Here is a 22,508-nt window from a genome sequence, read left to right on the forward strand (position 1 = left end):
AAATGAAAGAACGTTTAGAGAAGCATTACACCGAGGCCAAAATCGAAGTCTACGATTTGACGGGCACTCAGGATCATTACGAAGTGTATGTGGAGAGTGCTGTTTTTGCGGGGATGACTCGCATTCAACAACACCAACATGTCATGGCCTGCTTTGGTCCAGAATTGAAAACTGGAGAGGTCCATGCGCTCTCAATCAAGACTAAAATTAAGTAATTGAAAAAGGACTATCTATGTCAACTACACACGAAAGAATTGATAACATTCTTAACCAAAACAAAGTCGTTCTGTTCATGAAAGGAACTCAACAGTTCCCTATGTGCGGTTTCTCGGCGCGTGCTTGTGCTATTTTGCAAGACATCGGCGTGAAATTCCACGATGTGAACGTTCTTGATGACGAAGAAATCCGCAGCGGTATCAAAGAGTACGGCAACTGGCCAACGATCCCGCAACTTTACATCAACAAACAGTTGGTGGGCGGAAGCGATATCATGATGGAAATGTACCAATCCGGAGAGCTTCAAGAGCTTTTGAAGTAATATGAGATGTAATGTCGCCGTTTGGGACCGCATTTTAAGATTCATCTTTGGCGTCATTCTTACGACTTACGCCATTGCCGGCGGTCCTTTTTGGACGTACATCGGAATTTATGGTCTAATCACAGCGGCTTGGGGCTTGTGTCCCTTGTACGCTTTCTTTAGAATTAGAACCTTAAGAGATTATCACCGAGCCATTCCCGACGAAGAATAGGATGTTGTTGTATGTCCACGGCCCTCATCGACCTTGAGAGTTTTTTGCAGAAAGACCAAATCAAAACCGACGAGGAAAGCCTCAAATATTGGGGTAAAGATTGGACGACCTACTTCGACATCAAAGCCTCTGCCATTGTTTTTCCTCGCAGCACTGAAGACGTCGTCGGCCTTGTTAAATGGGCACGCAAAAATAAAATCGCTCTGGTTCCTTCGGGAGGTCGCACAGGGCTTTCCGGTTCTGCTGTAGCCACCCAAGGTGAAGTGGTTGTGTCTTTTGATCAAATGAACAAAATCAAAGATTTCAGCCCCGTCGATCAAAGTGTTGTGATTGAGCCTGGCGTTGTGACAGAAGCTCTGCAAGAATTTGCACACTCCAAACATCTTTTCTATCCCGTGGATTTCGCTGCCACAGGCTCGTCACAAATGGGCGGCAATATCGCAACCAATGCGGGCGGTATTAAAGTTGTTCGTTACGGTTTGACTCGCGAGTGGATTGCCGGTCTGAAAGTTGTTACTGGCACTGGCGAAGTTTTAGAACTTAATAACGGTCTTGTGAAAAATGCGACAGGTTACGACCTTCGCCATTTGTTCGTAGGTTCTGAAGGAACTTTGGGCTTTATCGTGGAAGCGACAATCAAGTTGGCTCCGGCTCCCCCACCAATGAAAGTTTTGGTGATGGCCGTGAGTGGTCTTGATGCCGTGATGAAAATCTTTGCCGAATTTAAAACGAAGACGTCTTTGGTGGCGTTTGAAATGTTCTCGGATAAAGCTCTTAAAAAAGTTTTAGAGAATACCGGTTTGCCAGCTCCTTTGGAAACTCAGGCTCCATTTTATGTTTTAGCGGAAGTAGAAACTCGCAACGAACAAGATGAAGAACATGCTTTAGGCGTGTTTGAAAAATGTTTGGAAGAAGGTTGGGTTCTTGACGGCGTGATCAGTCAGTCTGACGTGCAAGCTGCGACTTTCTGGCGCTATCGTGAAGACATCTCTGAATCTTTAGCGAAATTTTCTCCGTATAAGAACGACATTGCTGTGACGATTTCGAAGGTTCCTCCATTTATGGAAGACCTTGATAAAGTTTTGGCGCAGGCTTACCCGACTTGGGAAGTGGTGTGGTTTGGTCATATCGGCGATGGAAATCTTCACATCAATATCTTGCGCCCGACGGGCATGACAAAAGAAGAGTTCGTCACTGAGTGCCGCAAAGTCGATGTGATGGTTTTTGACGCTGTTAAAAAATACAAGGGATCTATCTCTGCTGAACATGGCGTGGGTCTGACAAAAAAGTCATTCCTTAACTACACTCGCTCTGAAGCGGAAATCGAAATCATGCGTGGGATTAAAAAAGTTTTTGATCCCGATAACATCATGAATCCGGGGAAAGTAATCTAAAAGTGTCTACTTCAAATTTGGGTCTACAGCGTGTTACGCAAAAGTATGGCGTGCGGAAGCGGCTTTTTATATTAAAGTTCTTTGCGTTCTTCATGGGATGCTACTCTTGTTGGCTTTTGCAAAGTCTCTTTGGTTGGACGGCCGTTCTCGCGGCAGCCACTGTGGGTTTGCTAGGAACTTTTATTCCCGTGCCGGCTCTTTTAGATCGCCGTGGAGTTCAAGCGGCTATTTACGCAGGAACTTTCGCCGGAATGTGTTCTCCTCATATTCTTGAAAATCCTTGGCATATTTTGATTGTTTCATTCTTTGGAACGATTTTGTACTTCTTCACGAAACCTTATCTTAAAGGTTTTGGTGGAAAGCTTGGGACGATTGCATTCTTTTCTTCTATGTTACTGGTGATGGTGAAAGCTTTGATATGAATCTCGTTTGGATTTTAGGAACGGCTCTTTTTGCAACTCACATCACTTATCTTTTATCTCACAAAACTCAAATGGGTGCGATTCGCGCTTCGGCTTTACCGACAGTGCTTTTTGCGGCTCTTTCCGCTTTGATTTTTCCAGCGGCGCTAGCCGCCCTCACGCAACCTGTATTTTTTGGCGGATCTTTCGTTGGCATGAGTGAGTCCGCCCGCCTTTGCGAAAGAAAAGTTCTGGTCTCCAGCGCTGTCTTCGCTTTGATCTTTTACTTTTTTATTTCTTACTCACGCGGCCTGGGCGGGGCTCTGGGAGCCGCAGCGTTCTTGTCGTGTTTGCTTGTCTATGGAGCAAGAAAGGCGCTGGGTCGCGTGAAAAGGTGAGTGAATCTTCCTGTCTGGGTGAAAACTATCCGGGAAGAGCACCTTTTTTCAACGACACTTGCAGTTGAATAATTTGCGAGTTGTGACGAGTGTCGATCTCATCTGAAGAGCGCACAAGATCAAAGAGCATTTCAAGCTGCTTTTGAATCAAAGACAGATAACGAAAAGAAATTCGACGAATTAGCATTTTACTTAAGACGTCCTGAAGGTCGAATTGCTCTCCAAACTCGATATCCCACTGATCCAATTTTTCATAATATTTACCCAATTCTTCGGAGGTGTCCTTTGGAAAAATCACATCCGGAGAAAATGCCTGAATTCCCTGAGCACTCTGCACTACGATTTTCTCTTTGATTAAAACTTCTAAGGCGGAACTCAAAACTTTCTTTGGAAAAAAGGTCTCCAATTCCTGAACCTGCAGAGGGCGCCGGGCCAACGTGCACATCAAAAAAACATGATAGGGAGAAGAACCCGAGGCCAAAATGTGTACCTGTCTTCGCGATAGTTCCCGTTGCCCCTGATGAATCTCGATCGACTCTTCGGAAATAACGGAGCTTGCACCCTGATCAACCTCAAAGAGGTATGAAAAATCTTTAAATTGGTCCGCGCAAAAGGCCTTTACCAACAAAACCCCATCGGATTCCGGTAGAGATTTCGCAATCTGATTAAGAATGGAAGAAGACGGAAAGGCATCCCCTTTTTCTATCTTCATGTAGTAGGGATAATTACAGTCCAGGCCTCTTTCAGACAGAAATCCAAAGAATGTCTTCGCAGACTCATACTGCATTCGCAGACGGATTTCCTTGAGGGTTTTAGCAACCAGATTCATAAATCTCATATCGGAATATTGTCGCCAAACATGAGACTTGAGCCTTCCTATCCCGTTTTGATACAAGCAGCCCACAACAAAATAAGAGGAGAACCCCAATGAAAACGATGCTTGTGCTTCTGTTAACCGCATTTTCTTTCAACTCTTTCGCCGGCAACGGAGTCGAAAGACTGGCTTACCCTGTCGACTTCTCTCGTGCACAAGGTCTTCCGACAAGCATTCAAAATCGTATCGAAAAAGTTTTGGCCACACGCTGCCAACCGGCTGCTGACTCTGCGTCTCGTGTTTCAGTTAAGAACCTCGAAATTACAAAAGACAAAATCGACCAAGGCCAAGTAGATTACTACTACAAATTCGACGTTATTCTTCACGGTTGGGAAGCTTATGAAAAAGAAGTGATCTCTATGGAAATCGCGGAATACGCCATCCAGAACATCGATGACAACATCTCCGTTTTGAATCTTTCTACTTCTGCAGAAGGTCTTTGCAAATAATCCTTAAAGAATCTGACAGTGCGGCTCTCTACCCCCTCCTGAGGGTCGCACTAATACACGACTCTTGTTCTAATCGAACGATCGAGTTTTCCAATCTCCACCGCCAAGGCATCGGCATGCGTTGAATGCACATCCATGACGAGGTAACCAATTTTTTCGTCTGTCGAAAGATATTGTCCTTCGATATTGGCTCCGGCTTTTGAGATCAAACCGTTGATTTCACCAAGAACACCCGGCTCGTTTTTGTGCACATTCAAAATACGTGATGTTCCTTGTTTTACTGGCAGATCCACATTCGGGAAATTCACAGCCCCCGATGAAGAACCGATTTTTAAATAACGACGGAAACTTTCAGCAACTTCCATCCCGATTGCGTACTGAGCTTCTTCCGTGCTTCCCCCGATATGCGGAGTCAAGATCACGTTGGAAACTCCTTGCAGAGAAGATTTGAATTTTTCTTTATTGCTTGCCGGCTCTTCAGGGAAAACGTCGATGGCACAACCAGCGATGTGTTTTGACTTCAATGCATCGACAAGAGCTTCGATCACAACCACCGTGCCACGGCTGGCGTTGATCAAGTAACTTCCTTTTTTCATTTTAGAAAGTTCTTTGGCACCAATCATGTCTTTGGTTTCTGGAGTTTCAGGAACATGCAAAGTAACAAAGTCAGATACTTCCAAAAGTTCATCCAGAGATGCTTTCGCAACGGCATTTCCCAGAGGAAGTTTTTTAATCACGTCAAAGAACACAACACGAAGGCCCATAGCTTCCGCCAAAATACTCACCTGGCTTCCGATATGTCCATACCCCACGATCCCCAAAGTTTTGCCGCGCACTTCGCGAGAACCTTCTGCGGATTTCACCCACTCCCCAGCATGAGCTTTTGTATTGCGGTCACCCAATTGACGAGACAGAGAAATCATTTCGGCAATCACAAGTTCAGCGACGGAACGAGTGTTCGAATGAGGAGCGTTGAACACCGGAATCCCGCACTCACGCGCAGTCATTAAATCGACTTGATTTGTACCGATGCAGAAGCAACCGATGGCCGTCAGTTGTGGATTTTTTCTTAGGACCTCGGCGGTGATTTCAGTCTTAGAGCGAATGCCCAAAACGTCATAGCCGGGAAGAATCTTAAGAAGCTCTTCTTCCGAGGGAGCGTGAGAGATCAAGTCCACTCGAAACCCCTCTGAAATCAACGCGTCTTTCGCCACTGCATGGATGTTTTCTACAAGAAGAATTCTGAGAGCGCTCACGGACACCTCCAACTCTGATAAGTTTAATCACAAAGTAGCCTCTCGTCACTAGTGACTATGCGCGATATAGGTAGTCAAAGAGATCCTCACAAGCCAGACTAAACATCTATGGCATCAACTCGAGTTTTCTCTCTACTTATCGTCGACGATGATCCTTTGGTTCATCAGTCTCTAAAGATGTGTTTGCCGGCTCATTGGAAGGTTTTTTCGGCTCCCAAGCTTGAAGCCGTCCAATACGAGCGTTTCTATCATGCGGCTTTCGTGGATATGCACTTAGAACCGGGCTCGACCAAAGCAGCGGGACCTCAGGTCATTGAAAAGTTGATTAAACATAACAATCAACTGGAAGTCGTTGCGATGTCTGGGGACCTGAGCCGCCCTTTGATGGAAAGCTGTCTTAAAGCCGGAGCGCAAAGATTTTTAGCGAAACCTTTGATGCCGGAAGAAATTCTTCTGATTCTGGAGAAAATCGAAGCCCTTTGGGATTTGCGCAGCATGGACCCGAGTGCGAGCCGCCATAGTGCTCGCTGGGTGGGAAGCTCCCCTGCTTCACAAAAAATTAAAAAACGCATTGCCGATCTTCGGGGCGAAACAAGCCCTGTTTTGATTGAAGGCGAAACAGGTTGTGGTAAAGAGGTGGTTGCGCGACTTCTCCACGAGCAAGAAGGCGAACGTCCGTTTATCGCTGTCAACCTGGCAAGTATTCCTGAAAATCTTTTTGAATCAGAAATGTTTGGTCACGTGAAGGGTGCTTTCACGGGAGCTGAACAAAACAAAGTGGGTCTGACAGAAGCTGCCAACGGCGGAGATCTTTTCTTAGATGAAATCGAAGCATTGCCTTTAAGCCAACAAGCTAAACTTTTGCGTTTTCTTGAAACCGGCGAAGTGCGCCGCGTGGGTGCCAAAGAAAGTTCGCAAGTGAAAACTCGCGTGATTGCTGCCAGCAATAGATCTTTGGAAAAAATGGTGGCTGCGGGAGAGTTCCGTGAAGACTTGCTGTATCGCTTGGCTTCTCAACGTGTGGACCTGACTCCGCTGCGTGAACGTCTTGAAGATATTGATGAACTGGCAAAACACTTTCTTGAGGCGGAACGTCCGCGTCGCAATAAAACAATTGCTGAAGACGGCTTGGCCGCTTTGAAAAAATACAACTGGCCAGGAAACGTGCGCGAACTTAAACGCGTGTGTGAGCAACTGAGCCTGACTTCTCCCCTGCCATTTATTCGCGAAGAAGATGTGACCAGTTGGCTAAAACCCGCAGCGACTCCTGCGGGCGCACCTTCTTACACCGTGATTGATTTTAATAAGGGTCTTAACGCTTTGGTTGAAGAATTTGAAGCGCACACCATCCGCACTTGCTTAAAACAAACCAGCGACATTGAAAGCGCTGCGAAGATTCTGCAAGTTTCTCGCTCAAATCTTTATAAGAAAATCAAAGACTACAAAATTGAAGAGGAACCTTCATAATGGATTTTTTCGACTTTAATCTTCCTATTCGTTTGAATATGCCGACGGCTTGGGAAAGCCATATCTACCGTCAAACGGTCTTGATTGTTCTTTCGATCATTTTTGTTTCTGGGGCGATTGTCTTCTTTTTCCGTAACAAGAACTATTACTTCGTCCAATCTTGGGCGAGCATTAAGAGCTGGTTGATTGCGGCTCCACTGATGTTTGTCGTCATGGGACTGCCAGAGCCTTGGCCTTTGGTGTTCTTAACAATTCTTGCAATCATTGGCGCCAAAGTCTTTTTCCAAATCATGGGAATGTTCCATCGCAGTAATTTTGTGATGATTTGTTATGCCGGCATTATTGGTTTGGGCGTCTGCGCTTGGTCCGACCGCATCGATATCTACAACGGCATGCCGATCATGGTTTTAGGGGCTAGCTGCTTAGTCCCATTGATTCGCAATTCGTACAAGCGAATGATTCAGTATATGTCATTGACGTTGCTCGCTTTCATTTTCTTGGGCTGGTCTTTCATGCACTTGGGTTTGATCCTCAAATTCCCGAATGGCGTTTACCAAGTGATGTACCTTGTGATTTTAACAGAGTTCTGTGACAACACGAACTTGGCCGTGGGTCGCTATATCGGTGGCTGGAGAATGTTCCCGGGCATCAATCCTCGTCGTACTGTGGGCAGTACGGCCGTCTCTGTTCTTCTGACAATTTTCCTTGCGGGATCAATGAGATTTCTTTTACCGGACGGATCTGACAAGTATTGGCTCGCTTCAGGACTTGTCGCTTCTTTAGGAGGATTCGTCGGGGACCTCGTGATGACCGTGGTTCGTCGTGATGCCGGAATGAAGACGGTCGGTCCTTTTATCATCGGTCGCGGCGATTTCTTACACCGCATGGATAGATTGATTTTTGTCGCGCCTATTTATTATTACGTGATGACGGTTCTGCTATGAAAGACTGGAACTACGATAACGAGCAGTGGACGAAGCTGCCCACTTACTTAAAACACTTGCCGCTGTTCACACGTCATATCGACATGTTCAGCGTGTTCATGCGTTTTTTGTGGTCGATCTTTCTGAAGAATCTCGCTTTTAAGTTTTACATTCGTCTGCAAGTCAAAGGCACCCCTTTTAAAGAAATTTATGCGACTCAACCCAAACTGATTATTATCAGCAATCACGCCAGTCACCTTGATGCAGTTTCTATCGCCGCTTCTATTCCTCGTCGATACTGGTTGAACTTGTATATCGCAGCAGCGAAAGACTATTTCTTTACCAATAGTCTTTTCACATTCTTTTCAAAACACTGCTTAGGAGCAATTCCTATTGACCGCAAAGACCGTAAAGGTGAAGCGATCACTTTGATTTTGAAATTACTCACAGAACTTCCTCGTATGTGGTTGATTATTTTTCCTGAAGGCACACGCTCAAAAGACGGAAAAATTCAGGAATTCAAACGAGGCGTTTCTATTTTCTCGGAAAGAACTCAAACACCGCTTTTATTCACATATCTTGAAGGCAATATGGAGCTTTGGCCAAAAGGGCAGCCCATTCCCCTCCCAGGGAAATTGGTTTTGCACGTTGGTCCTGTTCACCCTCCTGGCCCGATTCAACAGGTGTATGCTGCTTATAAGGAATGGGTTCTGACGATCAACCCAGATGCCTTCGCTAAGAAAGAGGAGGAAACAACAAATGACTCCGAACAACTTTGAAGTCGATAAAACTCATCTGACTATTGGCTCCTACGAAGTCTGCCCGATTCCTACGGGAATTTTTGGTTTGGACGGAGGCGCTATGTTTGGAACGGTCCCGAAAGTTTTGTGGGAGCGCTCTAATCCTCCCGACAATAAGAACCGCATTCCTATGGAAGCGCGCGCTTTGCTTTTAAAATCTCCGGGTTGCAATGTCTTGATTGACACAGGTAACGGTAAAGATTTTGTCGCAAAGTATGGCGAGAAGCTGGGAAATAAATTTGCTGAGATGTATGCTATGGATGAAAGTGGGCCTTCACTGATGAAGTCTCTTGCTGCCCATGGTTTGAAACCTGAAGATATTCACCATGTGATCCTCACCCACCTGCATTTTGACCATGCAGGTGGTGCAACGACTGAACGTGATGGCAAACTTGTTCCGACATTTCCGAAAGCTCAATACTACGTGCAAAAGGGCAATCTTGAAACAGCCAGCACGCCGAATCTTCGTGAGCGCGCCAGTTATTATGCAGCCAACTTCCAACCCTTGATTGATGCCGGGGTTTTGAAAGTGATTGAAGGACCTCAAGAGATTCTTCCAGGTATTTCGACTTTGATTTCAAACGGTCACACACAGGCCCAGCAAATCGTGAAAATCACGGATGGCAAGACAACGATGCTTTACTGTGGGGATATGGTTCCAACTAGTTCCCACGTGAAAATTCCTTGGCTCATGGGTTATGATTTGCATCCACTGACTTTGATGGAAGAAAAACAAAAGCACTTGAGCGAAGCGGCCGATCAACATTGGTACTTGTTCTTTGAACATGACCCTTACTGTGATGCTGCATTGATTGAACGAAGCGGACACGACTTCGCCGTCCAAAAAAGATTTTGGCTCTAGCGCGGATGCGCAGGATGTGGAGCGAGCCTAGCTCGCGGAACTGGACTAGTGATGAACGTTTTGACAAACAAATTGGGACTAAAAACTTTATGGAGCGTTCTTAAGGACACTCTTCAACAAATGCGCGATGGAGAGCTGGCTCTGGTCGCGGCATCCCTTTCATTTTCAACCGCCATTGCTCTTGTTCCTTTTATTGCTGTTGTGCTTGCGACTTTCCAATCGATCGGAGGACTTGAAGCTTTTTACCCGAAGGTGGAGGCCCTACTTCTTAGAAACATGAGGGAAGCTGCCGGAAGTGACGTCACAAAGTTCATTCGTATTTTTCTAAAAAATATCAGTGCAGGAAAATTGGGAACGACAGGAGCGGTCTTTCTTTTCCTGACGTCGATCCGCCTGCTTCACGATATGGAAGTGGGAATTCACCGCGTGTGGAACCAACGCAACACTCGTCCGTTTTACAAACGTCTGATCTATCAATGGGGATTGATTCTTGCGATCCCCGTTTTCTTAGCGGTCTATGTGGGCTTTACATCTTTAGAGCAATTTCAGTTTGTTCATCGCGTGATTCCGGCAGTGGCTTCAAACACTTTGGTTTTGGTCGGCACTCTGTTTTTGATTTACAAACTCGTTCCCGACCTACAAGTGCGCACAAAAGCGGCATTTGTGAGTTCATTAATCGCGGCTTTGACTCTCTATGGAGTTCATAAGAGTTACGCACTTCTGGCTATCAAGTTCTTTGCTTACAATAAAATCTATGGATCCTTTGCAGCTTTGCCGATTCTTTTGCTATGGATTCTCACGATCTGGTACGTGATCTTGGGCGGAGTCGCTCTTTGCGCCTCCCTTCAAAAACGACACGTTGCGTAATTTCTATATTTTGATCTGAGGGGCTTGGAATTTACGAATCAATTTGCTACTTTGTGCCCCTTCAGCGATTATATTTCGCAGTGGTCCGGTAGCTCAGCTGGATAGAGCAATTGCCTTCTAAGCAATAGGTCGCACGTTCGAGTCGTGCCCGGATCACCAACACTTCAATCCTTCTGACAATAGGTCACAACTGCAAAAGGCATCATATTGCTATCCGCCTTCGCGCCGGAAATCGTGGTGTCTGCACTCGAATTATAAATCTCGGCCGTTCTACCAGAGGCCGAAGCGACTCCTAAATGGAGTAAGGGCGAGGGAACGGAGTCGGAGGCTCCTCCGGTAGATGCAGGAATACCCGTTGTGAACTCCCGTCCTCCAATATCTCCTAAGAAACGTGCCGTCAATGCTGTTCCATCGGCATCGGTATTTCCAGATCCGGCTCCCACTAAAACTCGGCCCTTTCCTGAGTCAAACAAACTCCATCCCGTTGGACAAGAAGATGCGTTGAATGCCAAGATCGCTCCTGCGGGTAATTCGGTTTTAATCGTAAATGCCGTTTGCGCCTGAGCAGTATTGACGAGAATTCGATAGATCACACCAGCAGTCAGCGTGATGTTTTGACTGGGAATAAGTTTGACGTTGCCACCATCTTGAACTGCTGAAAAAGTATAAGGCGTGTTTTCAATCACCGCAGATGAAACGTCATTTGCAACAACACCACGAACCGTGATTCCTGATGAGTCGACGTTTACAACCGTTCCCGTTTTAGGCAAGAGTGACGAAACTTCACTGGAGAGCGTGCATCCCGAAATAGTTAACGTAAGGACAATAACTAAAAACGTACACATGACTGTCTCCTCATGAGCTTTTCGGCACATTTTTAGAAGGTCTTTACGTTAAACCACCCCATCTTGGTAATTACATCAATACAGTCTCAAATGCAGTCAATCTTATAACTGACCGAGTGAACTATTTTTGAATAGATTGTTTTTCGAGCAGCTTCTCAAGCTTTTCTAATCTGCTTTTTAATTCGGCATTTTCTTTCTTAAGGGAAATGACTTCGCCTTCAACGCTTGCAAGGCGACGATCTTGGAGGGCTACTTGCGCATTGAGATTTTGATTCTGCTGCTCACTCATTTTACAAGCGATATCTAATTCTTTCACAGAGTTGATCAACGGTCCGACAAGCTCCGAATAATTAACACCGTAATACTCACTGTCATTCTTTGAAACGACTCCGACGTTGTCAGCGCCTTCCTTATTCACTTGTTCGTGCAGTTCTTGAGCAATCAATCCCCAATGAGTTTGCGCAGAAGAGTGTTCATCAGAACGCCACTTGAAACTCACAGGACGAAGAGAAGTAATAAAACGAAGACCCAAATTTAAATCCTGGATGTCTTTTTTTAGACGACGATCGGAAGTTTGAATCGTTCCGTTCGTTGCGTACACAGCCGACCAGCGTTTCGTGGAGGCTCCGAGAGTGAAGCTGTTATCCGTGGTCGGTTGAAAAATTCCTCCGACCTGAACCAAACCGCCAAAAGTATTGATGGTCAGAGCGGAAGGCGCGCCATTAAGGGACGTCTGGATTTCATTTGAGTCAATGCGCAGTTGATGAGTCGCCGCAGTGTGAACGAGAATCGCACCTCCGGCTGTGGCACTCGTAATATCCGTTGTCTCCACCACATTTAACGGAGTTTCGGGAGTGGTTGTGCCGATACCGACATTGCCTGCGTTCGTAATTATCATGCGATCTTCCAAAACATGACCGTTCGTGCTACTGGTTCCCATAATGCGAAGATTGTCGTTTGTATTATCTCCGAAATATAACACCATGTCCTTACGATCTACTCCCGAATCAAGAAAAGTAAGTCCCCCATAGTCAGAATCATTTTCCATACGGACGCCGCCATTTGTCGCCATTGCCGCATTTGTTGTTGCCGTCATCGGTGTGGGAGACAAGGAAAGCCCGCCACTCACGGACAGTTTGTGGAGCGGAGCTGTAGTCCCGATACCAACGTTACCCTCGGAAGTAATGCGCATCCGCTCGTCGCCGTAGCTTGCTTCATTCGAATTATTCGAAAGCGTTTTGAAAGAAATGTAGGAATCTCGGCTTGTCGTATCGTCAGTTTGGTTAGTTTCCCAACCCCATTGAATGGAACCCGCACGGACAAGTGTGTTGTTAGTGAAACCCTCCAGCCATAACGCTAAGGCGCCCGCGAACGAGGAGCTTGGGGCCGTAGCATCCGACCGAGTTCTTCGCAGAGAGAGGATGGGGTCGCTTCCGTTACTAGCATCGTCACGAATGACCACAAGCGGGGCTTGCCCGGAAACTTTGATGTTCGTTTCACCACGGACATCAAGAAGAGAGCCGGGGCTGGCGGTTCCGATGCCAACGTTACCGCTGACGATTAAGCCGTTGGATGGCGCAGCCGTCCCCGCGTAGGACCCGATCGCTGCTCTACCATTTACATCCAGCATGTTGGTAACAGTTGTCGTGCCGACACCTAAACCCGCTGTCGTGATGCGAGCCATTTCAAAGTTATTCGGACGGAATGCAATCGGCTGGTTGTACATATGAGTGATATTGAGCGGCACATTGCCCGTAGTGGTACCAACTTGGAAGACGGCACCGTTTGAATCCGCTCCGATAAATAAGGAGGTTTGATTGGGGAAAGTGTTGCTGGTTTTTGCCGTGACCGTCGCGGTAGAGCTGTTATATACTTCGAGCAATGATCCTGGATTCGTGGTTCCTATCCCGACATTCCCCGCCGAATTGATCGTCATACGAACAGCATTATTGGTTTCTAAAGACAAAGCGTTGGCATCATTTGTTCCAACAGAAATCGCAGCACCTGTTGAATTTCCTCCATCGACAAGACTCCCCCCCGCCCCTTGAGGAAGAAGTGAAACCGGAATTTTTGCAGAGCCATCCAGTTCAACTAAATTTCCCGCTGACGTGCCAAAGTTTTTTGTGGAAGCTGTTCCGAGCCCCGTGACTTGCGTGTTGGCGATAGCAATTGTCGTACAAGAAAATGAATCTGTGATGGCACTCCAAGTGAGAGTTTTATCTGCCGTCGAGCAAGACGCTGGAATTTGTGAAGTTCCCGTGACTGTGGAGCGCAATTGGCCCATGCCAAAATACTGCACATCCCACTGGGTTCCGTTATACACAAGAGTTTGCCCTGTTTGCACACCCGACGTGTTTAAAGAAATTACCGGAGTGGCTCCTCCACTGCTTGCCAATGGTGCTGTTGCCGTCACAGATGTCACTGAGCCCGTGGCAGGGTTTATCCAAGATAAAATTCCACTGCCATCTGTCGACAAGACTTGCCCCGAAGTTCCCGCACTTGATGGCAATTGCAATGAATAGTCCGGCGACAACGAAGCAGGCACCGTGATTGTAACTTTGTTGCCATTTCCGGTTTTATAAATTTGCAAATTATTAACACCCAACGTTCCTGTCGACATGCTGTTTGCAGTGACAGAGCCTGTCGTATTCAGTGCCGTGGAACCTCCAATGGTTCCCGAAGTGATTGCATTTCCAGAAACCTTTCCCGCTGTTGAAATCGTTGCGAGTTTAGAGTCCGCAATGCTAGCACTACTTGAAATATCGGCATCGACAATCGTGCCATCGACGATTTTTGCAGACGACACAATGCTATCATTCAAAGTGACCGTGGCCGTGGGATTTCCTGTCGAAGAAACATCTCCATTCAATGCCGTGATTCCACCGACGGTGCCAGTATCATCCGCAGGAACCCAACTTGTGCCATTGTATTTAAGAACTTTTCCAGAGGCGATGCCCGTCATGTCTAGGGCAACACCTTTTATTTTATCGACACTCGTTGCTGTTTGAGTTCCCGAAACATCACCACTTAAATTCCCCGTGAACCCCGCAGAGCTTCCCGTGATGTTTCCCGTAACATTCCCGCCCGCAACCGACGGTGCCGTACACTCAAAAGTTCCCGCAGGCGCAATGTGACGCAGGTATTGACCAGCAGCGCACAGTGGAACTGCTGATTTCAAAACAAAATCACTGGCAACATTACTTCCTAAAGAATTCGCAGTCTGCGCTATCTTCGCGTGTCCCGCAAAAGGAACGGACCGGATCTCACTATCCGGACTGATTAACTTCCATCCAGTGCCATCATAAAATTGCACACGCAAAAGACGCTTATCATCAGTAACAGGAGTATAAGTACCGCCACCTTCACAATTAAAGGTGGTGCTGTTTGTAAAGCTATCCAACAACTTAAAACCGGGATCCGCAGGATAGTTCTTTGTTCCCGGTCCAATGGGAACATCAAAAACACCGCCAGAGTTACGCATATCCAATGAGCCGGAGGTCTCCCGATAGAGAATACAACTGCCTGTGGGATTTACGATGGCAAACTCAAACTTGACCCCATTCACTTCAAGGGGAAGCCCATCTGCATTCTTAATTCGACCTTGATATGTTAATGAGCCCGGAACGGCATAAGCCGAAAAGGCATAGAAAAACAAATAAACAATTATTCCCGATACGTGCCAGTTATTCATTTGAATACTTATCGGAAAGATCTTAAGCCCCCTAAAGGAGTAGGATCAAATCGGTGCACTTTTTTGATCTATTGTAGAGAGCAAGTTTAGACAACAAGCTCAATGATGGCCCTGAAGCCATGGTTCTTTCCCATAGCATAAATGAGACGTCTCAATGTGGAGATATTTCGTCCTTGGATGCCAATGACCTTACCTCTAACACTGGCAGGAGCCACAATTTGATAAATGGTTGTTTGCTCCCCACTCGAAAACATCACGTGGATCTGATCGCAAGAAGTCATTTCTTGAATAACGCTTTTTAGAACTTCAGCCAGACGATTTTTAACTTCATTTTGTTCAACGACAGCCAATGACACAGGAGCCTCCATAACTCCATTGTGTAAGGCATTTTTTTATCTCAGCAATAGCTACAACAGAAGCTGGCCTTCAATGTGATCAATGCCCAAGAGCACATGCTATGGAGGGGTCTATCTTTGCCATCTTTTTTTGAGTTGCCAGAGATTGAAGGATCAAATGCAATATGCTTGTCTCGCAATGATCAACACTGGAGAATGAAACGAATTTACGTCCATAATTCTGCGACTTCTTCGTGAAAAATCCTTGCTGAGTTTGTAAATCACCTTGGATATCCATTGTATAAATATTGACACCTAAGGCTTGAAGAAAAATTTGACTGTCGTACATCGCAACCACTTTATCGTTTTTATATTGTTCAGCGACCTGGCAGAGTTTGTGAACGTCATTTTTTAAGTCCACCGAGAACGATTGATATTGAGACTGAAAACTCTGATAAACCTTATTTCTATTCTCTTCAGAAACGACCGAGAATTTGAACTGAGCCATAGGAAATGTGCACAAGCCTTCTAGAGATTTTACTTCAAGAACTTCGCGAATGATTTTTTGCAGTTCAGTTCCTACTGTAGAAAAAAACAACTGCCCCACCACAGGACGAACCTCCCGTGACTTTTGTTCGCAAACGTTTTGCTTGCAAGTCAATCTCCCCAAACCATAGATTCCTTCATGGACCAGTAAAGCCGCTTTAGATTCAGGGCTCATCTTTGTCCAAGCGGCGGTGGACATGTAAACCGTCTTGTAACGGCGAATGGCAATTTGCACTCGTTTCGAATCCGGAACGGAAGGGCTGTCGTTTTCTAGCAATTCCAATTGATCCACGAAAAGATAACTGTATTTATCAAGAGCCTCTAAAGTCGCAAAACCCAATCCTGGATAAATGTTCTCAATGTCCGTTAGTTTGCGAATGACAAGACTTCGCTCCTCTGAAAAATACTTTTCTAAATTCGTTCTGTTCCAGGCTTCGCGCAAGGAGGCCGCGCTATTTGTTCCGAACCACGGGTTTAAGTGGGATTTTTGTTCATAGAGATCGCGAACATAAATCTGCCCGTTTTCTAAAACACCTTCCCCGCCGTTTCCGATCCGCACATAAGCCATGGCAGAAAGAGACATCAAAAGCGTTAAGGTAAAAACAGATTTAATGAACATCGACTTCTCCTAGATCTACGGGAAACAATTGCACTGACAAACGGAAGACATGGTCGTTTCCCTGGTCTCGATTAAGAATGTGGGCCAACTTGTCGGTAAAATCCCGGATCTCTTTTTTTATCTCTTGAATGGCTTCTGAACTTCCCGCCACCGTGACAGTTTGAAACTCACGCTGCAGAACCGGCACTCGCTCCAAAGCCTTTTTTGCCAGATCCAAATTCGACTTGTGAAGCAGACGTATCGTTTCGCTTGATATATCATCCGTAGTCGCTAGGTATTCGACAGGCCTCTTGATCGTGCCATCGGCCTCTTGGAACAAGAAACGGCGGCGCAAAAGATCTTGAACAATCATCTTGATTTCAACGTCACTCACGCCCAGCTTTTGTGCTATTTTATTTTCTGAATTTGCCAAGGCAGGAACATCATAACAACACAGCACAGGCCAATAAGCCCAATGATCGATCGCCAGTCCCGAAAGATCTTGAATTGTTTTAATCTCAACTCCGGATGACTTGACTCCCATGCGGGCCAAAATTCTTTTACGCTGAGTCGGCTTAAGGTTCATTTTTGCAAGAACACCAACGGCCCATTCTTCAGAAATATTCCAAACTTTGGAGCCTTTGATAAGAGCAGAGGTCGGACCTGGGGCGATATCGAGATGTTTTGCCAAAGCTCGCATCGAGTAGCGAGGATTTTTTCTTTTTTGATTTTGATAGTATTCACGCAAAAGATTTAAGAAGTCATCCTGCCAATGTGCCATAGGAAATCATGCTCCCATCGACAGATTCTCAGGGTCAAGAGTCGCCAATATATTCTGATCGCTTAGAGACGAGAGCTATTGCACGCCTTTGCATGTACAAATGTAGTCTTGATACACTTCAGATCTATCTCCATGGGGTCCACAACTTCCCGACTTGTGAGCGCCTCCAACTTTTTCACACCTAACCTTACCAGAAGGACAACAATTTGCGTTCAGTGGGTAGCTGTCATACATACTCGCCGAGAAATCAGTGCATCCCAATCTTGCGCTGCCTCTGCATTGATAGTTTGAAGGTGCACTCACAGGAACACCGCACAGCATTTTTCCTTGGGAATCAAAGCCCGTTGTCGTTTCTCCCGACGGACATTGGCCGACGGAAGCAAGTAAACGTTGCTTTAAGCTCGACATATCACAGACCGAAGTCGTCGAGTTAAATGTACCCCCAAGACTTGCGCAAGCCGTACTTGCGATTCCAGCACCGTTTTCTCCGACGAAGCAACCCGTGATGGTATTTGTCGCATCAGCGACTTTTAAAAATAATTTTCCCAGGGTTTTTTCTTTATAGGAATTTTTGCGTCCATTAGTCGCCTGGACCTGCAAGGCCATGTCCCCGACATACAAGGTCTCTCCGGCGAAGGAGCTCACAGCCACGGAGATGTTTTCAAGAGACATCGACAAAACCGTGAGACTCCAATTTTGCAGAGTCGCCCCTTGGGTCACCGCACTTCCGGCAACCGTAGGGTTGAGGCGCACACTGATATTGCGCGACGAGGCCGCCGGATTAAAACTTCTGTTGCCGACATCAAACGAAGCATTGCAAAGACTGGGCGTTGAAAGCTGCTGACGAACCGCTTGAGCTAAAGAAAGTTCGTTACTTTTACTTTGCAGGGTCTGACTCTCAATCCACATGTCTTTCACTAACCCTGCAAACGCCAACCCCAAGATTCCAAGCAGCATAGCCGCCATCAAAGCTTGTATGATCATAAATCCATCGTTTCCAGGCCGCTTCATGAGTTCCCCCATGTTCAAGATCGGACTGAAATGAGGCCTTCTCAAGTAAGAAGCTGGGTTTCCAAGACTTGGAATTGATTTTTTTGATCTCTTCTAGAGAGCATTGACCGACACAACGGTATCGAATTAGTACACGATAAATACGTCGATCATGTGCAGTTGTTCGCGGGTATTGCTGATAAGGGCGGAAACACTTTTTCGCACATGCGCAGGTGCTTGAGACCTAAGAACCGTTTCTTCTAAGGCCTTTAAATCTTCCAAAACCATTTCATGATTTTCTTTAGCCTCGCGAAGAGTCTCGGCAAATATCTTTTTTCGAAGGATTAAAAGAGTCTTCCAGGTCATAGCCAAATCAGACTGCTCGATTGAACTGTGAAACGCCTCAGTGTCACAACGAAAGTAAGATGGCCTTAAAGAGGAGTCTTGGGACACATACCACTTCACATTCTCAAGGAGAGAAACGATCTGTGTCGGATCATCTTTCATAAAACCCATTTTTGCAAAAACCTTATCGGCTCCCAGAAAAAGAATCGCGTGAGTCCACTGCCCTAACTTATCGGACTTGTTACCTAGAAAAACCAGATCTCCGGACTCCAACTCTTTAGCAGAAGTCAGAAGTCGGCAAAAAGGACTGGCGAGCAGAGACTCTGTGAAATCAGAGCCCACGTAGGAAGCGTCATTAATAAGGCCTTTGGCGAAAAAAACCGATGCAAAACAGTTGGGTCCATCTTGTTTGTAAGATGAAGAAAGCCCCAACATAGATTGTATGCGGGCCTCATCAATGCTTCCCGAACTCGCAAAAGAGCTGAGAGTCATGAAGAATAAAATTAAAGATAACACCAAACGATTCACCATCGTGGTTTTAACATGCAAGCCTATGCCAACTCCTTTGGAGGCTCTATTTGACTAAGCTCTGCACAACTCTGACAAAAAATGTGATCCCTACACCCTGCGGAATTGCTGAGTGTTTTTATAAATTTATCGAACACAAATTCCAGAATCCTTGGAGCTTTGGCACCAATTGCGCATCACTTATTTCATGTAACCTTCAGACGAAAACAGAACGTACGTAACTGGGGCCGATGCCAAAAAATGTTTTCAGATGTTGATTACTTGAACTACGAAGAGAGGAAAATATTATTATGAGACAAGCCATCTTAGCCGCCCTAGCATTCACGATCTTGCCGTTTCAAGCCTTCGCGAGTAACGCAACAACGGAAGCATCTCATTGCGAGACATGCATTGTGCAAACAGCCAACGGTCCGCGAATGAAAAATAATATCAGCTTCGTAGCCACTAATATTGAACAGATCAATAGCAAACTGGATTGGGGTAAGAAGTGCGAGAGCTTCGTTGACGACGCCAAGCTCGGGCAATGGGCGAACAGCATTCGCGACGTTTATATGAACAATGAGTTCACTCATCTCAATAACGGGGCTCAAGACATTCATCGCCTCTGCCCTACCTATGATGAAATGAAACCCACGGACAAAGCGAATTTCTGGGTTCTGGTTATCAATGCGATGTCTCACTATGAAAGCACTTGCGACAAAACTGAAACGGCAAAAGGTCCCAATGGCAGTCTTATTGGTCTTTTGCAACTTCACGTCGGAAAAGAAGGCGTCTATTCAAAAGGTTGCAAAAATGGCGATGGAAAAACGGCGGAAGGCACATTCCGCTGCGCGCTCTCTATGATCAACGATCAGCTTCGTCGCGATAAAAACCTTTTCAGCAATAAATCTTATTGGGATGTTTTAAGACCTAAAGCGGCTTCGCAAAGAGTTCCAAGAATTTCGAAAGCTATCAGCACTTACACACCGTGCTTTGATGAAAGCAAACTTAATGTAAGACAAGCAAAATTCAACGATAGAAATATTTTAGAAGCTCTTCAGGCAATGGATGTAAAAACAGATTCTGCTTACGACATGTAAGAAGAACGACGACAAGGGCGGATCTCTCCGCCCCTTCTACTTAGAACAATTTAAAGCGACAAGATCTCCGTTAAATGCCAAATAGCTTTTGCCATAGACATTCAATAAAAGAACCACGCCTCTATTTGTAGGACTTCCTTTGAGATCTTCATCTTCGACGGCAACAATCTGTTCAGGATCACTCTTAAGAACCAAAAAAGTTTCCGTGACTTTTCCAGGGACTTTTACGTCTAAAGTTTCTTCTCCGCCATCGCGCAGAAGGGACACCTGCAAAGAGCCATCCTGAGCAACACAGTGAAGTTCGGCGGCATTGGCCGAAAAGCTCCCCAAACCAATCGCCGCAGTGAGAAGAATTCCTGCGGGTTTCATAGGATGACATCCACGATTTGATTTTTATTATTCACTTTAAGCTTAATCGTCACTTGTTGGTCACGGCTATTCATCAAGGCTTCAATCTTATTTTCTGGGAAGCCCATTAGATTTTTAATAATAAGAAGCTGTTGCACACCTGCAAGTTTGACCATGGCTTCATTTTCCATCGCTTCAACGTGCTCAACAACGCCATTGACGTAAACTTGGGTCACGGCAGGAGCCGCCATAACGGGAGAAGCAACTACTAGAGAAGACAAACAAATCATCCAGGCAAAAAAGAATTTCATCATAACTACCTTCCTAATCCTCTAATCTGATTTAAAATAAGCTGATTGTGTCCATATGCATCTTCGACAAAACGAATTACACCATCCGAGTTCATTTGCGAAGTTACAGGTATTAAATATACCGGAATTGGATTTTTTAAGTTCACAACCGTTTCCTGCTCCACGACCTGAGAAGGCTTCACTGTAAAACTCTCAATCTGAGTCCGTGACCAGCTTGTGCCTTCCAAGAGGTATTCAGCCAAATCCAAGGGCTTTTCTAAGCGCACACAGCCCGAGCTGCGTAGACGTTGAGCCTCACTGAAAAGTTCCCTTTGATTGGTGTCGTGCAAATAAATGGCATAAGGGTTTGTCATCATAAACTTAACAACACCCAATGCATTCATATAATTTGGTTTCTGTCTGATATAGAAATTCACGTTTGAAGAACTGATGCCTCTCCAATTAATTGTCGTAGGATCAATTTTTCGGGAAAAATCGGATGTATAGACTTCGAAATTATTATCCGCAAAATACTTGCGGATGCCATTGCTGTCTAAGTTTTTAATAATTTCAACTTTGTCATTCAAGAAAACCGTGGGAGGCACTGTCCACGTGGGATTTAGAACAAGATAAGTCACCTTGTCTCTCATCGTCGGTGTTTTTCTTTCTGACGTTCCATTGATGGCTTTAAAGCTCATCACTTTGCCCTGGGCTTTGTCGGTTAAAACAAAATGGGCAAAAGCCGTGTTGACGAAAATATGCCGGTCTTCCAACTGTTGTGGCAACCAGCGAATTTTCTCCATATCCGCTTGAATCTGGCGAACTCGCTCTCCGCAAAACACCCAGAAGAAGCCCCAAGTGCGACCCTTTGGAGAAATTTTTCCGTCGGCTTTCATACGCAAATTTGTTTGCACATCGTTGATCGCCGCCAGCATATCCTGGTCAAAAACATCATCCACGACTGAAATCTTATATCCCAAAACTTGCAGTCGCCCTTTGAGTTTTACAATAACCGGATGACGAACACCCATCGACAATTCTTTGTTAACGGGGCTTATGCGATCCCAACCGCCCTTCAATAACAACGGATAAAGTCTTTGCAGAGCTTCTCTTAAAGAACGATAAAGAGGCACTTGCGGAGCCACTTGTTCTAAGACCAAGTCCGCTCTGCCGCCACTTGCCAACACCAAAGAACGCATTTGTTCTACGGAGAAAAATTCTTTGCGTTTGATTTTGATATCCGAAGCAATGTTCTGTGGCGTCGTGCCGCCGATGGCAACATCTCTAAGCGCTTTATAATAAGCATTTAAAACTTCACGACGTGTCGTGGAATTTTCGAGAGTTCCTTCGCTGTAAGCGCGCTCGAAATCAGCCGTCCAATAAACGCTGGGATTTAAGCCATGACTCCAAAGACTCATCAAAGAATCCCGCACTGAGGATATTTGCAGTGTATCGAGTGCATTCAAATACTCCTGCACATCTGCATTCGCTTTTACAGAGCTGGAAGTCTGTGCTTGCGCCCGAGGTGTTACAGTTCCCAAAGAAACTGTCAGGGCCAAGATCGCAAGAACTCCGTGTTTATACATAGTTCACCTCACCGGAGAACTCGTTATTCAATAAGCCTGCCAGAGTCAGCGTCGCCACAGCAGGAAATGGCATCACAAGTGGGAATTATTTACTCAATTCCCCTGT

Annotated in this window: 25 protein-coding genes and 1 tRNA gene; 14 read left to right on the top strand and 12 right to left on the bottom strand. The window is 45.7% G+C overall.

Going from position 1 to position 22,508, the window contains the following annotated elements; all coding sequences use genetic code 11:
• The first annotated feature begins 2 nt into the window (after positions 1-2).
• From ACL934_RS14420 to ACL934_RS14445, 6 genes are read left to right on the top strand one after another with little or no spacing between them, the layout of a single operon-like run.
• Positions 3-215, top strand: a complete 213-nt coding sequence (locus ACL934_RS14420; RefSeq protein ID WP_374074572.1) for a BolA/IbaG family iron-sulfur metabolism protein — start codon at positions 3-5, stop codon at positions 213-215.
• 17 nt (positions 216-232) lie between these two features.
• A complete protein-coding gene (gene grxD / locus ACL934_RS14425; RefSeq protein WP_374074574.1) occupies positions 233-538 on the top strand; it encodes a Grx4 family monothiol glutaredoxin in 306 nt (101 codons plus the stop codon).
• A gap of 1 nt (position 539) precedes the next feature.
• Complete coding sequence (locus ACL934_RS14430; protein ID WP_374074576.1) at positions 540-749, top strand: DUF2892 domain-containing protein; 210 nt, start codon at positions 540-542, stop codon at positions 747-749.
• An 11-nt stretch (positions 750-760) separates the two neighbouring features.
• The gene (locus ACL934_RS14435) at positions 761-2,143 is read left to right on the top strand and encodes an FAD-binding oxidoreductase (RefSeq protein WP_374074577.1); all 1,383 of its coding nucleotides are present in this window, start codon (positions 761-763) and stop codon (positions 2,141-2,143) included.
• 50 nt (positions 2,144-2,193) lie between these two features.
• A complete protein-coding gene (locus ACL934_RS14440) occupies positions 2,194-2,565 on the top strand; it encodes a hypothetical protein (protein WP_374074579.1) in 372 nt (123 codons plus the stop codon).
• Entirely contained in the window at positions 2,562-2,942 is a 381-nt protein-coding gene (locus ACL934_RS14445) for a hypothetical protein (protein WP_374074581.1), read from the top strand. The genes ACL934_RS14440 and ACL934_RS14445 overlap by 4 nt, the downstream gene beginning before the upstream one ends.
• 25 nt (positions 2,943-2,967) lie before the next feature.
• Here the strand turns inward: ACL934_RS14445 and ACL934_RS14450 are convergent, their stop codons facing one another.
• Positions 2,968-3,771, bottom strand: coding sequence for a hypothetical protein (locus tag ACL934_RS14450; protein WP_374074583.1), 804 nt, complete (start codon positions 3,769-3,771; stop codon positions 2,968-2,970).
• Positions 3,772-3,869: 98 nt separating this feature from the next.
• Here ACL934_RS14450 and ACL934_RS14455 point away from each other — a divergent pair, with 98 nt between their 5' ends.
• Positions 3,870-4,265, top strand: coding sequence for a hypothetical protein (locus ACL934_RS14455; protein ID WP_374074585.1), 396 nt, complete (start codon positions 3,870-3,872; stop codon positions 4,263-4,265).
• A 50-nt stretch (positions 4,266-4,315) separates the two neighbouring features.
• Here ACL934_RS14455 and serA read toward each other — a convergent pair whose 3' ends face one another.
• Positions 4,316-5,521: a phosphoglycerate dehydrogenase gene (gene serA / locus ACL934_RS14460; protein ID WP_413612515.1), complete on the bottom strand. Its 1,206-nt coding sequence runs from the start codon at positions 5,519-5,521 to the stop codon at positions 4,316-4,318.
• Between the two features lie 108 nt (positions 5,522-5,629).
• On the opposite strand from serA, the gene ACL934_RS14465 reads away from it, so the two are divergent.
• The 6 genes from ACL934_RS14465 (at position 5,630) to ACL934_RS14490 (ending at position 10,599) form a co-directional block, all read left to right on the top strand.
• Positions 5,630-6,988, top strand: coding sequence for a sigma-54-dependent transcriptional regulator (locus tag ACL934_RS14465; RefSeq protein ID WP_374074589.1), 1,359 nt, complete (start codon positions 5,630-5,632; stop codon positions 6,986-6,988).
• Positions 6,988-7,932: a phosphatidate cytidylyltransferase gene (locus ACL934_RS14470; RefSeq protein WP_374074592.1), complete on the top strand. Its 945-nt coding sequence runs from the start codon at positions 6,988-6,990 to the stop codon at positions 7,930-7,932. The genes ACL934_RS14465 and ACL934_RS14470 overlap by 1 nt, the downstream gene beginning before the upstream one ends.
• Entirely contained in the window at positions 7,929-8,690 is a 762-nt protein-coding gene (locus tag ACL934_RS14475; protein ID WP_413612516.1) for a lysophospholipid acyltransferase family protein, read from the top strand. The genes ACL934_RS14470 and ACL934_RS14475 overlap by 4 nt, the downstream gene beginning before the upstream one ends.
• Positions 8,671-9,573, top strand: coding sequence for an MBL fold metallo-hydrolase (locus ACL934_RS14480; protein WP_374074597.1), 903 nt, complete (start codon positions 8,671-8,673; stop codon positions 9,571-9,573). The genes ACL934_RS14475 and ACL934_RS14480 overlap by 20 nt, the downstream gene beginning before the upstream one ends.
• 51 nt (positions 9,574-9,624) lie before the next feature.
• The gene (locus ACL934_RS14485; protein ID WP_374074599.1) at positions 9,625-10,440 is read left to right on the top strand and encodes a YihY/virulence factor BrkB family protein; all 816 of its coding nucleotides are present in this window, start codon (positions 9,625-9,627) and stop codon (positions 10,438-10,440) included.
• Between the two features lie 82 nt (positions 10,441-10,522).
• A tRNA-Arg gene (locus ACL934_RS14490) sits at positions 10,523-10,599 on the top strand.
• Positions 10,600-10,604: 5 nt separating this feature from the next.
• Here the strand turns inward: ACL934_RS14490 and ACL934_RS14495 are convergent.
• The 7 genes from ACL934_RS14495 to ACL934_RS14525 all read right to left on the bottom strand — a co-directional run bounded on the left by ACL934_RS14495 (position 10,605) and on the right by ACL934_RS14525 (position 19,120).
• A complete protein-coding gene (locus ACL934_RS14495; RefSeq protein ID WP_374074601.1) occupies positions 10,605-11,285 on the bottom strand; it encodes a hypothetical protein in 681 nt (226 codons plus the stop codon).
• 121 nt (positions 11,286-11,406) lie between these two features.
• Positions 11,407-14,976, bottom strand: coding sequence for a tail fiber domain-containing protein (locus ACL934_RS14500; protein ID WP_413612517.1), 3,570 nt, complete (start codon positions 14,974-14,976; stop codon positions 11,407-11,409).
• Between the two features lie 86 nt (positions 14,977-15,062).
• Positions 15,063-15,332 carry a KH domain-containing protein gene (locus ACL934_RS14505; protein ID WP_374074605.1) on the bottom strand — a complete coding sequence of 90 codons (270 nt, stop codon included), beginning with the start codon at positions 15,330-15,332 and terminating at the stop codon, positions 15,063-15,065.
• A gap of 79 nt (positions 15,333-15,411) precedes the next feature.
• A complete protein-coding gene (locus tag ACL934_RS14510) occupies positions 15,412-16,476 on the bottom strand; it encodes a hypothetical protein (RefSeq protein WP_374074607.1) in 1,065 nt (354 codons plus the stop codon).
• Complete coding sequence (locus ACL934_RS14515; protein ID WP_374074608.1) at positions 16,466-17,236, bottom strand: DUF4423 domain-containing protein; 771 nt, start codon at positions 17,234-17,236, stop codon at positions 16,466-16,468. Before ACL934_RS14515 ends, ACL934_RS14510 begins: the two co-directional genes overlap by 11 nt.
• 75 nt (positions 17,237-17,311) lie before the next feature.
• On the bottom strand, positions 17,312-18,247 hold the full coding sequence (locus tag ACL934_RS14520) for a hypothetical protein (protein ID WP_374074610.1): 936 nt from the start codon (positions 18,245-18,247) through the stop codon (positions 17,312-17,314).
• A 126-nt stretch (positions 18,248-18,373) separates the two neighbouring features.
• Positions 18,374-19,120 carry a hypothetical protein gene (locus ACL934_RS14525; protein ID WP_374074612.1) on the bottom strand — a complete coding sequence of 249 codons (747 nt, stop codon included), beginning with the start codon at positions 19,118-19,120 and terminating at the stop codon, positions 18,374-18,376.
• Positions 19,121-19,389: 269 nt separating this feature from the next.
• On the opposite strand from ACL934_RS14525, the gene ACL934_RS14530 reads away from it, so the two are divergent.
• Complete coding sequence (locus ACL934_RS14530) at positions 19,390-20,178, top strand: hypothetical protein (RefSeq protein ID WP_374074614.1); 789 nt, start codon at positions 19,390-19,392, stop codon at positions 20,176-20,178.
• A gap of 36 nt (positions 20,179-20,214) precedes the next feature.
• On the opposite strand, the gene ACL934_RS14535 is transcribed toward ACL934_RS14530, so the two are convergent.
• The 3 genes from ACL934_RS14535 to ACL934_RS14545 are packed head-to-tail and all read right to left on the bottom strand — an operon-like array spanning position 20,215 to position 22,402.
• Positions 20,215-20,547, bottom strand: coding sequence for a hypothetical protein (locus tag ACL934_RS14535; RefSeq protein WP_374074616.1), 333 nt, complete (start codon positions 20,545-20,547; stop codon positions 20,215-20,217).
• The gene (locus tag ACL934_RS14540) at positions 20,544-20,840 is read right to left on the bottom strand and encodes a hypothetical protein (RefSeq protein ID WP_374074617.1); all 297 of its coding nucleotides are present in this window, start codon (positions 20,838-20,840) and stop codon (positions 20,544-20,546) included. Before ACL934_RS14540 ends, ACL934_RS14535 begins: the two co-directional genes overlap by 4 nt.
• Positions 20,841-20,842: 2 nt before the next feature.
• The gene (locus ACL934_RS14545; protein ID WP_374074619.1) at positions 20,843-22,402 is read right to left on the bottom strand and encodes a L,D-transpeptidase family protein; all 1,560 of its coding nucleotides are present in this window, start codon (positions 22,400-22,402) and stop codon (positions 20,843-20,845) included.
• Between the last annotated feature and the right edge of the window lie 106 nt (positions 22,403-22,508).

This window comes from Bdellovibrio sp. HCB-110 (assembly GCF_047323225.1).
Classification (GTDB): domain Bacteria; phylum Bdellovibrionota; class Bdellovibrionia; order Bdellovibrionales; family Bdellovibrionaceae; genus Bdellovibrio.

What these genes read in the sequence shown, in the direction of transcription:
- ACL934_RS14420 (WP_374074572.1), top strand. Translation starts at nt 3, where the DNA reads ATGAAAGAACGTTTAGAGAAGCATTACACCGAGGCCAAAATCGAAGTC.
- grxD (WP_374074574.1), top strand. Translation starts at nt 233, where the DNA reads ATGTCAACTACACACGAAAGAATTGATAACATTCTTAACCAAAACAAA.
- ACL934_RS14430 (WP_374074576.1), top strand. Translation starts at nt 540, where the DNA reads ATGAGATGTAATGTCGCCGTTTGGGACCGCATTTTAAGATTCATCTTT.
- ACL934_RS14435 (WP_374074577.1), top strand. Translation starts at nt 761, where the DNA reads ATGTCCACGGCCCTCATCGACCTTGAGAGTTTTTTGCAGAAAGACCAA.
- ACL934_RS14445 (WP_374074581.1), top strand. Translation starts at nt 2,562, where the DNA reads ATGAATCTCGTTTGGATTTTAGGAACGGCTCTTTTTGCAACTCACATC.
- ACL934_RS14450 (WP_374074583.1), bottom strand. Translation starts at nt 3,771, where the DNA reads ATGAATCTGGTTGCTAAAACCCTCAAGGAAATCCGTCTGCGAATGCAG.
- ACL934_RS14455 (WP_374074585.1), top strand. Translation starts at nt 3,870, where the DNA reads ATGAAAACGATGCTTGTGCTTCTGTTAACCGCATTTTCTTTCAACTCT.
- ACL934_RS14465 (WP_374074589.1), top strand. Translation starts at nt 5,630, where the DNA reads ATGGCATCAACTCGAGTTTTCTCTCTACTTATCGTCGACGATGATCCT.
- ACL934_RS14470 (WP_374074592.1), top strand. Translation starts at nt 6,988, where the DNA reads ATGGATTTTTTCGACTTTAATCTTCCTATTCGTTTGAATATGCCGACG.
- ACL934_RS14475 (WP_413612516.1), top strand. Translation starts at nt 7,929, where the DNA reads ATGAAAGACTGGAACTACGATAACGAGCAGTGGACGAAGCTGCCCACT.
- ACL934_RS14480 (WP_374074597.1), top strand. Translation starts at nt 8,671, where the DNA reads ATGACTCCGAACAACTTTGAAGTCGATAAAACTCATCTGACTATTGGC.
- ACL934_RS14485 (WP_374074599.1), top strand. Translation starts at nt 9,625, where the DNA reads ATGAACGTTTTGACAAACAAATTGGGACTAAAAACTTTATGGAGCGTT.
- ACL934_RS14495 (WP_374074601.1), bottom strand. Translation starts at nt 11,285, where the DNA reads ATGTGTACGTTTTTAGTTATTGTCCTTACGTTAACTATTTCGGGATGC.
- ACL934_RS14500 (WP_413612517.1), bottom strand. Translation starts at nt 14,976, where the DNA reads ATGAATAACTGGCACGTATCGGGAATAATTGTTTATTTGTTTTTCTAT.
- ACL934_RS14510 (WP_374074607.1), bottom strand. Translation starts at nt 16,476, where the DNA reads ATGTTCATTAAATCTGTTTTTACCTTAACGCTTTTGATGTCTCTTTCT.
- ACL934_RS14515 (WP_374074608.1), bottom strand. Translation starts at nt 17,236, where the DNA reads ATGGCACATTGGCAGGATGACTTCTTAAATCTTTTGCGTGAATACTAT.
- ACL934_RS14520 (WP_374074610.1), bottom strand. Translation starts at nt 18,247, where the DNA reads ATGAAGCGGCCTGGAAACGATGGATTTATGATCATACAAGCTTTGATG.
- ACL934_RS14530 (WP_374074614.1), top strand. Translation starts at nt 19,390, where the DNA reads ATGAGACAAGCCATCTTAGCCGCCCTAGCATTCACGATCTTGCCGTTT.
- ACL934_RS14535 (WP_374074616.1), bottom strand. Translation starts at nt 20,547, where the DNA reads ATGAAACCCGCAGGAATTCTTCTCACTGCGGCGATTGGTTTGGGGAGC.
- ACL934_RS14540 (WP_374074617.1), bottom strand. Translation starts at nt 20,840, where the DNA reads ATGATGAAATTCTTTTTTGCCTGGATGATTTGTTTGTCTTCTCTAGTA.
- ACL934_RS14545 (WP_374074619.1), bottom strand. Translation starts at nt 22,402, where the DNA reads ATGTATAAACACGGAGTTCTTGCGATCTTGGCCCTGACAGTTTCTTTG.